Origin of the sequence: Sediminitomix flava, from assembly GCF_003149185.1 — a bacterium.
Lineage (GTDB): Bacteria > Bacteroidota > Bacteroidia > Cytophagales > Flammeovirgaceae > Sediminitomix > Sediminitomix flava.
The window spans coordinates 164,386-180,992 of sequence record NZ_QGDO01000005.1 but is presented as its reverse complement, the minus strand read 5'-3'; the positions used below and the strand labels follow the sequence as shown (position 1 = coordinate 180,992).

At 34.8% G+C, this 16,607-nt stretch carries 12 protein-coding genes and 1 riboswitch; of the genes, 7 read left to right on the top strand and 5 right to left on the bottom strand.

All coding sequences use genetic code 11. The annotated features are described in order from the left end of the window. Positions 1 to 13: 13 nt before the first annotated feature. On the bottom strand, positions 14 to 1,090 hold the full coding sequence (locus tag BC781_RS18240; RefSeq protein WP_109620500.1) for a PorP/SprF family type IX secretion system membrane protein: 1,077 nt from the start codon (positions 1,088 to 1,090) through the stop codon (positions 14 to 16). Positions 1,091 to 1,467: 377 nt separating this feature from the next. Between BC781_RS18240 and BC781_RS18235 the strand changes: the two genes are divergently transcribed. From BC781_RS18235 to BC781_RS18225, 3 genes are all read left to right on the top strand, one after another. Next, positions 1,468 to 2,364 (top strand): N-acetylmuramoyl-L-alanine amidase-like domain-containing protein, encoded by an 897-nt coding sequence (locus tag BC781_RS18235; RefSeq protein ID WP_109620497.1) that lies wholly within the window; start codon positions 1,468 to 1,470, stop codon positions 2,362 to 2,364. A gap of 69 nt (positions 2,365 to 2,433) precedes the next feature. After that, positions 2,434 to 3,519: a hypothetical protein gene (locus BC781_RS18230; RefSeq protein ID WP_109620495.1), complete on the top strand. Its 1,086-nt coding sequence runs from the start codon at positions 2,434 to 2,436 to the stop codon at positions 3,517 to 3,519. 12 nt (positions 3,520 to 3,531) lie between these two features. Further along, positions 3,532 to 6,258 carry a T9SS type A sorting domain-containing protein gene (locus BC781_RS18225; RefSeq protein ID WP_109620493.1) on the top strand — a complete coding sequence of 909 codons (2,727 nt, stop codon included), beginning with the start codon at positions 3,532 to 3,534 and terminating at the stop codon, positions 6,256 to 6,258. Positions 6,259 to 6,306: 48 nt separating this feature from the next. Here the strand turns inward: BC781_RS18225 and BC781_RS18220 are convergent, their stop codons facing one another. After that, the gene (locus tag BC781_RS18220) at positions 6,307 to 7,656 is read right to left on the bottom strand and encodes a voltage-gated chloride channel family protein (RefSeq protein WP_109620491.1); all 1,350 of its coding nucleotides are present in this window, start codon (positions 7,654 to 7,656) and stop codon (positions 6,307 to 6,309) included. A gap of 94 nt (positions 7,657 to 7,750) precedes the next feature. After that, positions 7,751 to 7,815, bottom strand: a riboswitch (Fluoride riboswitch). A gap of 284 nt (positions 7,816 to 8,099) precedes the next feature. Here BC781_RS18220 and aceB point away from each other — a divergent pair. The 3 genes from aceB to BC781_RS18205 all read left to right on the top strand — a co-directional run bounded on the left by aceB (position 8,100) and on the right by BC781_RS18205 (position 12,190). Beyond that, positions 8,100 to 9,701, top strand: a complete 1,602-nt coding sequence (gene aceB / locus BC781_RS18215; RefSeq protein ID WP_109620489.1) for a malate synthase A — start codon at positions 8,100 to 8,102, stop codon at positions 9,699 to 9,701. A gap of 79 nt (positions 9,702 to 9,780) precedes the next feature. Further along, positions 9,781 to 11,055, top strand: coding sequence for an isocitrate lyase (gene aceA / locus BC781_RS18210; RefSeq protein ID WP_109620487.1), 1,275 nt, complete (start codon positions 9,781 to 9,783; stop codon positions 11,053 to 11,055). A 193-nt stretch (positions 11,056 to 11,248) separates the two neighbouring features. Next, positions 11,249 to 12,190 (top strand): manganese-dependent inorganic pyrophosphatase, encoded by a 942-nt coding sequence (locus tag BC781_RS18205; RefSeq protein ID WP_109620485.1) that lies wholly within the window; start codon positions 11,249 to 11,251, stop codon positions 12,188 to 12,190. 80 nt (positions 12,191 to 12,270) lie between these two features. On the opposite strand, the gene BC781_RS18200 is transcribed toward BC781_RS18205, so the two are convergent. Then, the gene (locus BC781_RS18200; protein ID WP_146201730.1) at positions 12,271 to 12,501 is read right to left on the bottom strand and encodes a hypothetical protein; all 231 of its coding nucleotides are present in this window, start codon (positions 12,499 to 12,501) and stop codon (positions 12,271 to 12,273) included. Between the two features lie 641 nt (positions 12,502 to 13,142). Here BC781_RS18200 and BC781_RS18195 point away from each other — a divergent pair. Further along, positions 13,143 to 13,538, top strand: a complete 396-nt coding sequence (locus tag BC781_RS18195; protein ID WP_109620481.1) for a hypothetical protein — start codon at positions 13,143 to 13,145, stop codon at positions 13,536 to 13,538. Here BC781_RS18195 and BC781_RS18190 read toward each other — a convergent pair. Both BC781_RS18190 and BC781_RS18185 read right to left on the bottom strand, forming a co-directional pair. Then, on the bottom strand, positions 13,535 to 13,912 hold the full coding sequence (locus BC781_RS18190) for a hypothetical protein (protein WP_109620478.1): 378 nt from the start codon (positions 13,910 to 13,912) through the stop codon (positions 13,535 to 13,537). The genes BC781_RS18195 and BC781_RS18190 overlap by 4 nt on opposite strands. A gap of 91 nt (positions 13,913 to 14,003) precedes the next feature. After that, the gene (locus tag BC781_RS18185) at positions 14,004 to 16,595 is read right to left on the bottom strand and encodes a PspC domain-containing protein (protein ID WP_109620476.1); all 2,592 of its coding nucleotides are present in this window, start codon (positions 16,593 to 16,595) and stop codon (positions 14,004 to 14,006) included. Between the last annotated feature and the right edge of the window lie 12 nt (positions 16,596 to 16,607).

Sequence of the window (16,607 nt, the reverse complement as noted above, 5' to 3'; positions counted from 1 at the left end):
GCTGAACCTCTGATTAAGAAGATGGAACTGGACAAGGCAAATACATCTTTTTATGATGAGGCTTTTTCTTGTAATCTTTGTTGAAGTCTAGTGTAAATGATAGTGAGATTTCATGCGATCCCGCACGGTCTGTTGGTAATTCTGAAACAGTCAAGTCATAGCTGTATGTAAATTTTGTAAAGCCAAAATGCACTCCACCCATAAAGGCTACTGCATCATTATTGGCGATATTATTATTGATCATTTTTATAGGTAATCCTCTGTACCAAACTCCAGCCATCAGGTGGTCGTAATGTGTGTAAACCCCTATGCTCAGCTGCTCATTTCCACCTTGATGTTTATAGTGCATGGTAAGAGTTACTCGTCTTCTTTTATACTTCCCAGCGAAATAATGCTTAGAATGTTCTAATGGAATTACATAGCCAAATTCCAACGAAAACTTCATAGGTACTTCAAAGTCACTTCCTAGCACATTCACTTCGGGTTTGTTTACATGATGGAAAGCCATTCCTGTCCAAAAGTGAGGACTATACAATACAAATCCTGTGTGTACATCTAGAAAGGTAGCTTTCTGACCGATAAACTCTTCTTTCGAATTATTTCCTGTATGCCCAAAGGTTGAGAGCTGGTCTCCGAATACAAAATGATTATAATTTAAATCAAATTGTCCCCCTCCTACTTGAAGCCCCAAACTCATTTTCACCTTATGATGAAAGTGAACTAAATACGATGCACCAATTACGCCATCAAACTGACCTATCGGTTGATCAGTGTTAGCTCCTAACTCATCTTTCTTGAGTAGCATCCCAACTGAAATATCTTTTGCAGGAAAATATGTATCAAATGAGGCCATCATCGTACGAAAGTTGGCTGGTAGTTTATACCATTGATTCCTGTAATTCACCACTGCTCTACCATCACCTGTTGCCCCCATAAAGCCAGGGTTTAGATATATAGGAGCTGAATAAAACTGAGTTAGCTGTGGGTCTTGGGCTTTCACTTTCCCAACTGTCATCAATAATAATAGTATAGCTAGGTAAACAGTCGAATTCAACTTAGAACATAGGTAGAACAGAGCGTATGATTTCATTCAGGTTAACAATTGGTTCCATTACACATAAATCTCAATACGGTATAATAGCTATTAGTATTCAAAACCGACTTTAGCGCTATGCAATGATTTGTGAGGCTAAAAAGCTTTTTCATGAAATCTTAACCAATAGGAATGATTCTTTACAAATTTCAGCTAACCTATCTAATACTCTTTATTTCTAATTTTAAGTTCAAAAAATGAAAAGCTTAAACAAATACTAAAAAGTTCTATTTAAGAATTAGTACTTTTACAACAATGAACATCTTCTGAAGGTCACACTTATTCAGTTATTCATCAATTTCAATTCATTGATATGATCATGTGCGATTCTTTTGAAAGATTTTATTTAATCAGAAATCTATTTTGAAGTTAGAATGAAAAGAACAGTCAATAATATTTTTATAACATGTAAGCTTTTCTGCTTTTTATTAATTTCCTTTCAATCAACAGCTCAGATTATAACTTCTGAAGACTCACTACTTTTTGAAAAAGCTTGGAAAAACAAGCTTGAGTACTATGCTGGAAATCCAGCAGAGAAACCTAAAGGAGAAGAAGTCATCCAACTCGCTAGAACATTTTTAGGAACACCTTATGTAGCATCTACTCTTGAAGGAAAAACGGAAGAACTTAGAGTATGTTTGAAAGGGCAAGACTGTGTGACATTTGTAGAATATTCTTTGGCTCTTTCTATTACCTCTCCGACTTCTAAAAATCCGATAGAAGCATTCACGGAAAGTTTAGAAAAAGTGAGATACAGAAATGGTAAATTAGACGGCTATGCCTCCAGACTTCATTATTATACGGAGTGGCTTTCTGATAATAGTAAAAAAGGTTTTATAAAAAATAGAACACAAACTTGTGGTGGAGAATATATTGACGAACGAATCGATTTCATCAGTAAACACAGAGATAGCTATCCAGCATTAAAAAACGATATTGTATATGATAGCATTCTTACTATAGAAAATACTATCGCTGAATCTCAAAACTCTGAAAAGCCTTCCGATTTTCATTATTTTATTCCTAAGGAGAAAATACATGAAGTGGAAGATTGTATCAAAAATGGAGATATTATCGCACTTTGTACTTCCATTGAAGGATTAGATATTAGTCATGTTGGCTTTGCATTTCATAAAAATGGACGTCTACATTTTATGCACGCCTCTCTAACTCATAAACAAGTAGAAATAACTGATAAGCCCCTTTATGAATACTTGAAGGGAATTAAACATAACACAGGAATAAAAATTGCTGAGGTATTAAATCAGTAATTTCACGCAATAACAAATTATATTATTCTAATTTATTTTCGATTTACTAAGAATCATAAAACTAAAATCATGAGAAGCTTAAACCTATTATTTATATTCTTTATTACAATCCCGACCATTTTTGCCCAAGAAATACATACCGTAAGCAACAACCCAAATATTCCCGCGACTTTTGATAATCTGCAAGATGCCATTAACCAAGCTAAAAGCGGTGATTATATTTACGCACATCCATCATCTACAACTTATGGCGAAATAGAAATTACTAAATCGATCAAACTTATTGGTGGTGGTTACTTTAACAATGCGAATCAGTATGATGGTCTCGCTTCTAAGATCACTGAAATTAGAATCTCACCTGATGCAGATCAAACTACTATAGCTAACTGTTTTATAGATAATATGTATTTCGAGGCTCTTGGAAGCTCAAATACAGATTTTACAGCATTAATTATTGAGCACAATTATATTGGAAGAATAGACTTCTATCCTATTAACTCGAACTTTGGAGGAGATTTACTTTTTCAAAATAACATTATCACAAATACTGTATTTAATAATTGGTCTTCCATTTCTCCGAGTGCAGAATTTCGTTTCTCAACAAATATTTTAGGTAGGATTGCAAATGCAAAAGGGAGCAGTATCTTAATTAAAAACAATATCTTCAACCCTGTTCTTGCACTAAATACAACAGCTTTAGAAAATATCAATGGTGTCTTTCTAGCAAATAATATTTTCTATGGCTATGAAGAAAGAAATTCAATCGGAATAAATAACACGACAGGATCGCACTTTTATAATAACCTATGTTATCAAACTAAAGATAGTTTCAATAATGGTGACAATCTTCAGACTGATAATATCAATGATAGTAACCCTTTATTTCTAGTTCAAAAAAATTCCTTTTCCAACCTTTCTGATATCATAGCGAGTAACTTCAGATTACAATCAGGCTCTCCTGCCCTTGGTACTGGAACAGGCTCTGAAACAGCTAATATTGGTATTGCAGATAGTTCTGATGGAAACGCACCTTTTGATCCTGCTCAAAACTATGCTTTTCCTAGAGTTAATTCTGTTCAGATCACAACTCCATTAATTAGTAACGATCAACTTGAAATCACAATAGAAGCAAACTACCCAAGTTATACCGAATAACAATCTTTCATTATGAATCAAAAAATCATCTTTAGTTTCATATTGTGGGTATTTTCTTCAATGTTGTACGCACAATCTACAAGTGCTATACGCCAAGCTGAATATTTTATAGATATTGACCCAGGTGTTGGAAACGGACAAACGCTAAACTTTTCAGAAGACTCAAGCTTTGTGAAAGAAAATTTCACGATCAATACAGGAAATATTGAGAGTGGTTTTCATACACTTGGAGTTAGGGTAAAAGATGAAAATGGAATTTGGAGTCTTTCTAGTGTAAGTACATTTTATAAATCAGGATTGCAGTCCACTACAGATCCTAAACTACTTACAGCCTATGAATATTTCATTGACACAGACCCTGGTATTGGCAATGGACAAAGAGTTACTCTAAACAGTCCGACACTGAATGTAAATATTACTCCTAATATAGATTTATCTGAATACTCGACTGGTAAACATAAAGTAGGTATTCGCTTTCTTGATGAATCAGGAAATTGGAGCCTTACATCATCTGTTTTTATCTTTAAAACAAGTCCTATATCTCAACCAACATCAAAAGATATTATTAGTGGAGAGTACTTTATATCAGACTCAGACCCTGGTATTGGCAATGGTATTCCATTCACTTTTAATACTCCATCGCAATCAGTTTCAGAGATACTTCAAGAATCACTTGAGGAAACATTGGACCAAGGCAGATACTTTGTCCACTTTAGAGTTAAAGACCAAGGTAACAAATGGTCATTAACCAAAACTGCTAATTTTGATGTTTGCGGTGATAGTCTCCCTGTAGCTGGTTTTACATTTGAAAAACAAAATGAGTTAGAGGTTACAGTAACCGATCAAAGTAAATTCAGCTTTGACTATAATTATCACTTTGGAGCAAGTAATAGTGGTAGTAATGAAATTAATCCTTCATTCACTTATAGCTACGGGGGTGAATATACGATTACTCAGATTGCTGGAACGACCTGTGAACTAGATACGCTTAGTCAAACAGTTGAAATCTTTGCGCCTAAATTTATTAGTGGGCAAAGTATCAGTGTAGAACCCTTTGAAGAAGACGGCGGTTCTCAACTAATCGTTGAAGACCTAAATACTGTCTTTGAAATGTATGGAGACTCTGAAGCAACGCTAAACTTTGAAATTATAAAACAAAGTAAATTCAATTATACTTTAGAAAATGCACAGCTTACTTTAGAGCCTATTCCTGGAGCATATGATAAAGGCTATGTAGATTTACAAATTACAGGACCTAACAATATTTCTGTAGAATACAGAATAAATGCGAATATCAACCGAATTGATAAAAAACCTGTAGAAAGTAATTCAAATCCACTTCCAAATCATTATGATCTTAAACAAGGAGCTCTTCCAATTACAGTAACACAAGACTTGAATCAGCATTTTTCTGATCCTCATAAATTACGTCTGAGTTTTTCTGTCACCTCATCAAACGCTGAATTGGTTATTCCTGAATTGACTATTGGTGAACAAAACAAAGATGGTTCTTTCCAGACCAAATTAGATGTTATAATATCGCCATTATTTACTGGTGATGCTACAGTTGAAGTAACCGTATCAAATGGTGTCGAAAACTTTGAACTAGTAAAACCAATTACATTTAATGTTGAAGTCCAAAATGATCCACCTTCAATCGTTAATGGAAAAAACATTAAGGATATGGAAGTCAATCATGGCTTCTCAGAATTTATTGTAGATGATCTAAACGCAATGTTCAGAGATCCTGAAGGAGATGTTCTCTATTTTAAATTAGAATCTGATGTATTTGGTGCTACACTTCCTTATGAGTATGAAATTGTAAATGACACAAAAGTCTACTTGTCCTTCCCATATCAATTTAATGGTATTTTGGATTGTAGAATTATTGCAAGTGATGACCCTAACTTTAAAGTAGGAAGAACTGTAACTGATGAATTTACAGTTTCTGTGAGAAACGACATCAATAATCCTCCTAGGCTGAAAGAAAATGAGTTCGTGATGTGTGTAGGTAGTACATTAAACATCAACTACAATGAAATTATTGAAGATGATACAGCTACACCAGATGCGATTACAACGGTAACAAATATCAAATCTGTAAAACCTAATACTATAGGTATTTCTGAATTTGACCTTAGTTTTGATGAGGCTAGTAATACTATTTCAGTCTCAACTGACTTAACAGCTTATGCTGTAGTCACATTGGAAGTTGAAGCGACAGACGAAAGTGATAATAGTTCTACCTCAGAAATCTATATTACATTGGCTGGAGCTTCCGTTTCAAAAGGTCAAAACAACATTCTTACAGCCTCACCTGCGGACACTTATCAATGGTATAAGGATAATGAAGTTATCGTTGGAGCAACTGATGCTACATATAATGCTTCCGAAGAAAATGGTTTATTTCATGTTGAAATTCAAATTGGGGATTGTAGCCATACTTCTACAAAAGTTGCGGTAGGTGAAATCACTAGCGTAGATGATGATTTTGTAAAAAGTAACTTTAAAATCTACCCTAATCCTACTGAAGGAAAGCTAAGTATCGATATTCTTCATCTAAATAATTCGTCTTTAACCATAAATCTTTTCCATTTAACAGGGAAACAACTTTTGCATAAAAGTTATCCTCCATCCTCCTCTATTGAATTAGATCTCCAAAGTTTGATTTCTGGAGTCTATATTTTAGAAATTATAAATGATGGAAAAAGAATTACTGAACGAATTATTAAGAACTAAAACAATAAAAAAACTCCCATCTGGGATAAACTAGATGGGAGTTTTTTATTATTCTTTATCTACATCTCCAAGGCTTTTACCTTCATGATGTTTATATAGTTTGTGTTTACTAATTCCAATGATCTGAGAAGAGTAAATACCAGCATGACCCGAAAATACAAAACTAATCACACAAGCTATAGCTATATATACTCCATAATTTGCTCCAAATAACTCGATTCCCATTGCTGCACATGCTAATGGTGTATTTGCTGCTCCTGCAAAAACAGCAACAAAGCCCATTCCTGCAAGCAAATCTATTGGCAAAGGAATAAAAGCAGATAGTGCATTTCCCAAAGTAGCACCAATAAAGAATAATGGCGTAACCTCACCACCTTTATAAGCGGCTCCCAAGGTAATCCCTGTAAAAATTAATTTACCCAACCAATCATAAGGAGCTAGCTCTTGTGTAAATGCAGCTTTGATCGTTGGCAAACCCAAACCTATGTAACGTGTTCCAATATCAGGATTAACACCAAAATATAAGGCTGCAACTGCCAATGCGACAATGACACCACCAACAACTGGACGTAAAGGAGGAAACTTGATTTGCTTCTTCAAAAATGTGCCCCAAGTATGAGTAAACTTTGCAAAAAGTCTTCCTGCGAAACCAAAGAATATACCTGCAATAATTGCATAACCTATATGCACAAGTGGTATTTCATGATGAGGGTCTCCTGCTATATGGTAAACAGAATGAGAAATGTATAAATAATCATGAGATATCAATCGGCAGAAAAAGTCTCCAAAAGTAGCTCCAAGAAAAGCTGGGATAATACTATTATATTTCATTTTCCCCATTGAAAATACTTCCATCCCAAATATAGCTCCTGCTAGTGGCGTTCCGAAAACAGACCCAAAACCAGCAGCCATACCAACAATCAACACTGTTCGTCTATCTTCTTTATTTAGCCTTAGCCATTTTGTAAACTGATCTGAGATTGATGCCCCCATTTGAATTGCTGTACCCTCTCGACCTGCAGATCCTCCAAAAAGGTGAGTCATCACCGTTCCAAAAAGAACCATCGGAGCCATTCTAAATTTAATGATTTTTCGAGGTGAATGAATTTGGTCAATAATCAGATTATTTCCAGCTTCTACATCCTTACCATAGAAATGGTACAACAAACCTACAATCCCACCTCCAATCGGAAGAAATGCGATAATCCATAAATGAGTTTCTCTCCAATCTGTAGCCCAATGCAAAGCCCATAAAAAAATGGCAGATGCAGCACCCGCCAATAGACCGATTACAAGTGTAATACAAATCCATTTAAGCAGATAAAGAAATACTGGATACCTCTGATGAAATTTCTTGAGAAAGGAAGAATTGAATAACTGCTCTAGATTCGCCCCCATAATAACAACACAACTTTAGTTTATATATAAATTTTTAAATACAACGCACAGCCTTAAGTTGAGAACAACAAAAGGTCATAAAAAAGTAAAAATAACTAAAGTAGGAGTCATCAGCCAAGCCAGTTGGCATTTAAAGCGAACCCCATCGCTTATCACAAAAATAAAGCATCACTTCTACAAAATCTCCTAACAAAAGAAAATATCGTCAAAAGCATCTAAACGTAATGCGACATTTTTTAAAATTTTCGCTAAAAAATTATGTCTTCGTCAAATACTATCATCAACTGCTCAAAAGTACGATTTAAAGGGGTTTTATGTATGTAAAATACTATAACGAAACTATATTATTTAGCGAATTTTATTACATTAGCGAAATTTCGCTTTTATTTTACATTTCGCTTTTATACCTTTGAAGTAAGAGATCACCAAAAACAGAATTACCCATGGAGATGACGACAACTCAAAAACTTTCGATTGACATCAAAGGGGAAATGAAAAAGCAGTATCAAGAGATACTTACCCCTGCAGCTTTAGACTTTTTAGCTGAACTACATCTTCGATTTAATAACCGAAGACTATCTTTACTGGAAGCTCGTGTCAAAAGGCAAAAGCGCATCGACGCGGGTGAAATGCCTGACTTTTTACCAGAGACCGAGCATATCCGTGAAGGTGATTGGACTGTTGCACCAGTTCCTGCCAACATTCAGGACCGAAGAGTAGAAATCACAGGTCCTGTAGATCGTAAAATGATCATCAATGCCTTGAATAGTGGTGCAAATGTATTTATGGCTGACTTTGAAGACGCTTGCTCTCCTAAATGGGAGAACATCATGGATGGGCAAATAAATCTTAGAGATGCTGTAAATGAAACTATTTCGTACACAAACCCAAAAAATGGGAAGCAGTACCAACTGAATGATGAACGAGCAGTACTTTTTGTAAGACCGAGAGGTTGGCATTTAGAAGAAAAAAATCTGATCATTGATGGTAAACCAATTTCGGGTGCAATCATGGACTTCGGATTGTATTTCTTCCACAATGCAAAAACATTGCTTGAGAAAAACAGTGCTCCATATTTCTACTTGCCAAAAATGGAAAGTCATATGGAAGCAAGGCTTTGGAATCACATTTTTGTTTTCGCTCAACACCGTTTAGGTATTCCACAAGGGTCGATCAAAGGAACAGTATTAATTGAAACGATTCTTGCTGCTTTCGAAATGGATGAAATTCTTTACGAATTAAAGGATCACTCTGCTGGCCTGAATTGTGGTCGTTGGGATTACATTTTTTCTTATATCAAGAAATTCAGAAATCACTCTGACTTCATCTTACCTGACCGTTCGCAAGTAACAATGACAGTTCCGTTCATGAAAGCCTACTATGAGCTTCTGATCAAAACTTGTCACAAGCGTAAAGCTTTTGCTATGGGAGGTATGGCTGCTCAAATCCCAGTAAAAGGAGATGAAGAAGCTCATTTAGCTGCAATCCAAAAAGTGGCTAAAGATAAAGAAAGAGAAGCTCAAGCAGGACATGATGGTACTTGGGTAGCACACCCTGGTTTGGTAAGTACAGCAAAAGGTGTATTTGATCAATACATGCCTACTCCAAATCAATTACAAGTACTAAGAAACGATGTAAAGGAAGACCCGCATGCTTTAATTGAACCAGCCAAAGGAGAAGTTACTCTTCACGGTTTTAAGAACAATATGGATGTAGCAATTCAATACATTGAATCTTGGTTGAGAGGACATGGTGCAGTACCGATTTACAACCTGATGGAAGATGCTGCCACTGCCGAAATATCAAGAGCACAATTGTGGCAATGGATTAAGAATGAGGTAAAACTCAGTAATGGTCAGACAGCTACCTTCGCTTTGTATGAAGAATTACTTCCTGAAGTTATAGCTCATATTCAAGATTTGGTAGGACTTGAAAAGTACAATACTGGAATGTATGAAAAAGCTACAGAACTCCTTACCGAATTAGTGAAGGAACAAGTCTTCAATGAATTTTTAACCTTGAAAGCATACTCTTTCATAAAATAAAAAAAGCGGTAAGCAGACCCCTATCTGTTTACCGCACAATTCAAAATTGTTTTATTATCAAATTTAAAGTTCTCAAAAAATGACTAAAGAAGCAAGAATCCAAGCGATCAGAAAAGATTGGGAGACAAACCCTCGTTGGAAAAATATTACTCGCCCATATACTGCTGAAGAAGTAGTTAAACTTCAAGGAAGCGTAGTCATTGATCATACTCTGGCAAAACTAGGAGCAGAAAAATTTTGGAAAGCTTTAAATAATGACGAGTGGATAGCAGGACTTGGTGCACTTACGGGTAATCAAGCTATTCAAGAAGTACAAGCTGGCTTAAGAGCAATTTATTTGAGTGGATGGCAAGTTGCAGCAGATGCAAATATGGCTGGAGAAATGTACCCAGACCAATCTTTGTACCCTGCCGACTCAGTGCCTAAGGTAGTTAAGAAAATAAATAATGCGCTGATGAGAGCTGATCAAATTCAGTCTGTAAATGGAGATGGAAATACCGATTGGATGGTTCCTATCATTGCTGATGCGGAAGCAGGATTTGGTGGCAACTTGAACGCTTTCGAATTGATGAAAATGATGATCGAATCTGGTGCCTCAGGTGTTCACTTCGAAGATCAATTGTCATCAGCTAAAAAATGTGGACACTTAGGAGGTAAGGTACTTGTACCGACCCAAGAAGCAATCAATAAACTAGTTGCAGCCCGTTTGGCTACTGATGTTTGCAATACATCAACTATACTTATTGCACGTACAGATGCAGATGCAGCAAACTTACTAACGAGTGACATTGACTCTCGTGACAGAGACTTTATCTATGGTGAACGTACGTCTGAAGGATTCTACAAAGTTAAAAACGGTTTAGAGCAAGCTATCAGCAGAGGATTATCATATGCACCTTACGCCGATCTGATTTGGTGCGAGACTTCTACTCCAGATATTGGACAAGCAAAAGAATTTGCGCAAGCTATCCATGAGAAATTCCCAGGAAAAATGTTGGCATACAACTGTTCTCCATCATTCAACTGGGCTGCTAAACTATCTGAAATGCAAATGGCTTCATTCAGAGAAGAATTAGCATCTCTTGGCTACAAATTCCAATTCATTACATTGGCTGGTTTCCATGCCTTAAACACAAGTATGTTTGAGCTTTCAAAAGCATACAATGAAAATGGAATGCTTGGTTATTCTAAACTTCAAAACAGAGAATTCGAATTACAAAAAGAAGGATTCAAAGCAGTAAAACATCAAGGATTTGTAGGTACAGGTTACTTTGATGCGGTACAAAATACTGTGAGCAACGGTACATCTTCAACGACGGCAATGGAAGGCAGTACAGAAGTAGCACAATTCTAAATCAATACTAATTACACTACTAGACTCCATGAACGATCGCCACTTTGTGGTGGTCGTTCTTTTTGTATTAACAAAAATCATATGATTAAAATTATATTTCCGTAAAATCCTTTTTTAAAGTACTATGAAAATTTAGAAGGTATTTTTAGCTTGCAACTTTATTATAATTGATAATCATATTTCGGTTTTAACGATGAATCATCACGTTTCGATTCCAAAAAATACAACTTTTTTAGGGCACACTAACCCTGATACAGATGCAATTTGTTCATCAATTGCTGCAGCATACCTTTGGGAAGGTAAAGTTTTCAGACAAGGTAACTTGAACCCAGAAACCATCTTTGTTCTAAATAAATTTGGAGTAGAAACTCCAGCTTTCAAAGATGATTTTAAAGGAGAAGATGTAGTATTGGTAGATCATAACCAAACTACTCAATCTGCTGACTCTGTAAAAGAAGCTAATTTATTGGCTATCATCGATCACCACGCTGTTCAAGATAACTTCTTCTTCAGTAAAAAACCGATGACTTTAGATATCCGTACGGTAGCTAGCTGTTGTACAATCATCGCTGATTACTACAAAGTATTCAGTAAAGAAATTCCTACAGAAATGGCTGGATTAATGTTGGCTGGTATTTTATCAGACACATTGGTTCTTTCTGTACCTCATACCACTGATATTGATAGAGCTTGGGCTGAAAAATTAGCTAAAATTGCGGGTATCGAATCTGTAGAAGATTTCGGAAATGCAATGCTAGAGGCTAAATCTGATCTTTCAGTTTATTCTGCTGAAGAGATTCTTACGCTAGATTTCAAAAACTTCGTTTACGGTGATGTAAAAATCGGTTTTGGAGTGTGTGAGAGTTTAAAAATTGCAGATGTTCTTGCTAAGAAGTCTGAGATTGATACTGCTCTTGCGAAGAAAAAAGAAGAAGGCTCATATACACACCTTTTCTTTGCCTATGTAGATTTGAAAGCTACTTCTAGTAAACTTTCAGGCGCTGATGCTACCGATATTGCTTTATTGGAAAAAGTATTTAGTGTTTCTGCTGAAGGTGAGCTTGTAGCACTTGAAGGAAAAATCAGCCGTAAGAACGATTTCATTCCTCCTATCTCTGAGCAATTTGGTGCTTAAGAATTAATAAAATTCTACTAATGAAAAATGCCAACTCAATATTTTTGAGTTGGCATTTTTTGTAATAGGTAATTTTTCAGTTATGAAGCATGTTGGTTCATGAAACTCTGATATGCTTTCCTTGTCAAAATAACCTGATCTGTAACTGTTTTCAAGTTAATAGCTACATCGTTTTCATTTGAAGGGATTTGATTGATTAAATCAGAAATTTCATCTTTTCCTGATCGAATGTTTCTGCTTAGTTGTTTGAATCCGGCTTGGAATTCGATACTTAAACTCATAGATACATCTCTACGAATACTTTTTTCCATTTCCGTTAGATCGTTAAAAAATGAAACTAACGAGTTTTTTACTTCCTGCGAATTTGATGACAATTGATATGGCATAGTCTTGAGTATTATGTGTTTCAATCGGTTGCGTAAAATTAAGGGAGAAATTTCAATTTCCCTAACGTTTTAAGCAGTAGCCCATCTGTGTAAAGACATGTTTTACAACATATAGACTGAAAGAATTATGTTTTGTCAGCGAATAACAGAATTATATTCACATTTTATATCACTTTGTATATGAATACACGATATTTTTAACGTATTTACAACACTTATTTTTTTTTGAAAAATTTCACTTTTTTTTAAATAATATTCCTTTCTAATTATTCTTAGCTATAAAAAGGCATCTATGTTAGTTTTCAAGAAGCTGAACATGAAATTTTCGGTGATGGTTCTCAAATACTAGTTCAGGTACAGCTTAAAATTTGAAATGTACTAGTAGGGTTACAGTACCTTTAAATATCCCCCATAAGCAAAGTATACTCCTCCATAATAAAACACACCTCATTTCATGATATAGTAAATCTTATAAATGAATTGTATAAGCTGTATTAGATGTTTGATTACTGAAGAATGAAACAATAGACTTCTCTGATTTAACCTAATTTATCTACTAACTAAATATGTACAATTATCTTGAGTCTCATGTTACATTTGAGAAGGATACAATTCATAAAAATCTGATTTGTGAAATATCAGGATTCGTAGATGATGAAAAGTTTAAAGAATCACTACTTTCTTATCTACGTTTGCTTTCAAAGTTTCCTGTTGATTGTGTAATATGGGACTTCTCATTCTTGCAAAGCGGATGGGATACGCTAAATGAATGGATAACAGAATCTATTCTTCCAGCTTTAATTAGCACAGGAGTTAAAAAAGTGGCTGTAGTTTGTGGTGAAGATGCTTTTAATGAATTCTCATATATACGTTTAGAATTGATGGTAAACACTCAACACCTTCCGATAGAACTCGTAAAATGTAATACAACTAACGCAGCAAAAGTATGGTCTAGAAACTAATATATCTTATCCTGAATACAGAGATATTCAATATCTTCAACTGTACCTAAGTAATCAGAGATATCAGCTTCTAGCTTGTTTTCTTTATTAAGAATAACAGTTCGGTTAGAACTAAAATCGAACTGAAAATAACCTTCTTCTATATGTGAAATATCTCGAATGTAATCGGCGTGAATACAAACAAAAAGTCGCCTTGTTTTCACTATAATTCCATCAATAAACCCGATAGGCTTGAGTTGACTTATTTCATGTACTTCAAAGGCATTTTTTACTTGCCAGATTTCCCCTGAAATAAGTATTTCATCAGAATTCTCCCAATCAATTTTTTGGATGTTTGGGTTATGCTCTACTATAAAATCTCTAATGACGCTCATAGATAGGTATGTAAAACTGATACTATCTAAAGCTAGCAGAGTAATAATTATTTAGTGTTCCTAAATTGTTACTTATAAGTGAATTAAAAGACTAAAGCTCATTAGCTTTTATCTCAACGATCTTCTCAGGTTCTTTGATAAACTTTATTTTTCCGTTATCACTTTTGTAGATAATCGCATTTTCCTTTACATCCAAAGCAACTGAACAGTTTCCTAGTACTGTTGCATTTATATTTTCAACTTCAAAACGCTCTCCGTCCAAATTACAATTGCCTGTTAGAGATAATGAAAACTCTTCACTCTTTCCTTTCATAGTGACCGAACCACTACCATTCATGATTAACGTTAAATCACTTACTTCAGAGTTAAAGTTAAGATCTCCCATTCCTTTCATAGCAATATCCATTTCTTCTTCAGAAAAACCTTTGACCTCTACGTTGCCAAAGCCTGCACTTCTAATTTCTTTTAGAGCTGGAAGGAAAATTCTTATCTTTTTCCCATGTGAATCTTGAGAATAGAATGTAGGTAATGGGTTAATCTCAAGTGTATTTCTTTGAACTTTGATATCTATGTGCTTAAACAAGTCATCAGACATTTTCACTAAATAGTCGTCTGACTGAATCAATTCTAAATCCAAATTAATTGAAGTATTAACTCTATTAAAGTTTTTCAAACCTATACCAGCAGCACGTCTTCTTTTCTCTTTTGCAACTTTCTCTAACTTCTCTGCTCTACGAGCTTCACGAATGGCCTCTTCTGTAATTTGTAAAATGTCTTTAGAAGTTATATTTATAGCACGAGATACATCACGTTTGATTTCATCTAACTCTTCTTGTGAAATAATTGGATGAGAAAATACAAAACTTGACTTATGCACTTCTTGAATGTGCCCATAATGATCAAATTCCCATGTCTTACCTCCAGAAACTTCCTCATAAGGAAAAACATCTGACAATTGGATTGCTAAGTCTTCAGAAATGGAAAATTCTTGTTTATGAGGCATATAGATAAAAACCTCCATTCTCTGCCCTCTATAAGGATTTCCTTCAAGAATTTGAAAATGGCTATCAAAAATCAATTTGTTTTTAATCTCACTGATTTCTGAATATTCAATCTCTTTTGCATTCGTAATCGCCTCTCTTCTTGAACTTCCGAAAGAGCCATATTTATATACTACTTCTACTTGAGAATTCTGAGTAGGGATAATATGAAACTTAACCTTTGTAAAAGGATTATAAGCAATTCTATTAAAACCTAATTCAACTTGATTCGTCTTGATATACTTTACTTCTTCTTTGAAATAACCATTTTGTCTGAAGAAGTAGAGAACATTCAAACCAATTGCAACAGTGAAGACAAGAGTTGCAGACCAAGAAACCAATACGCTAGTCCAAAAGACTTTACGATAAATATTTCTACCAATAAGTAACCTTAAACCTAAAACTCCTATCATAAACGCAGGCCACCAAAATACAAATAGAATGGCCAATACAATTGGAAGTGAAAATGTATCCCTAAAAGTATCCCAAAGTGAAATATCAAGATTAGTAATCATCAAGAAAAGTTCCTCAAACTCTAGCAATTGATGAATAACTAAAGAAACAGGGATCAAATCAAGGATAACGAAACAGATAAAAATTGTAGAAACACTAACTGCAACTGAAGTTAATAGAAGTATTGTACCTAAAAATATCTGCACAGCACGACCTAGTACATATTGAAATTTTCTTGTTTTTTGAAAGTGAGATTTTACACTATAAAATGTATTTTGTAATACAACAGAAGAACTTTTGAGTTTTTCATTGATATCTAGGCTATCCAATTTTAAAGAGGTAATTAGTGTATTTAAACGCTCATAGATAGCATCTAACTTAACCTTCTTACCCTTCATTTGAATTTGCTCATTAAGACTATTTGCCTCTGGAGTAATAACAAACATCATGAGGTAAAGGAAAATACCAACACCATTATAGAAACTTAGCGCAAAAAATGCTACACGAACTAATATGGGGTCAATTGAAAAATAAGAAGCTAAACCTGCTGCTACCCCTCCTATTATCTGATCATTTGGATGTCTGAAAAATCGCTTCTGATCCTTATTCCATTTTAACTCACTATTTTCTGGTAAGATAAACCAAGCTACAGCGTATGCGCTTACAGCTAATAATGTAGGATGAAAAATTCCGCTAAAAAGCCAATCAATTGGTGCTACATTTAGAAGGAACAAAACAAAACCAACTCTGACCCAGACTGGATCAACTTGGAAATAATGCCCAACGCCTGCTGCAACCCCTGCCAATAGTTTTCTAGAAGTATCTCTATAAAACTTCTTGCTACCATTTCCCTTCTCAAAAGACGAAGAAAATTCATTGACTTTACTATCGTTATTCGCTGAAACCTCTTCTTCTTCAACTATCTCATCCCCTAAGATTTCTTTATAATCACCTAACTTCTGAAAAAGCTCTATTACATCTTCCTCAGTTAGATACTGTTTATCCACGAACAGCATAGACAGTAAGATCTCTCCCACTCTATTATCGAGTTCCAACAAAACTTCTTGCCCATTGGCAAAATTCAAGAAATACTCATCAATTTTAGATTTGTTTTCCTTATAACGTTTTGCAGCCTTTTCTTCAAAATGAAAAATGATCCCACCTATATGTATTGTCGTGGTATACATCATAAGCTTGTATTA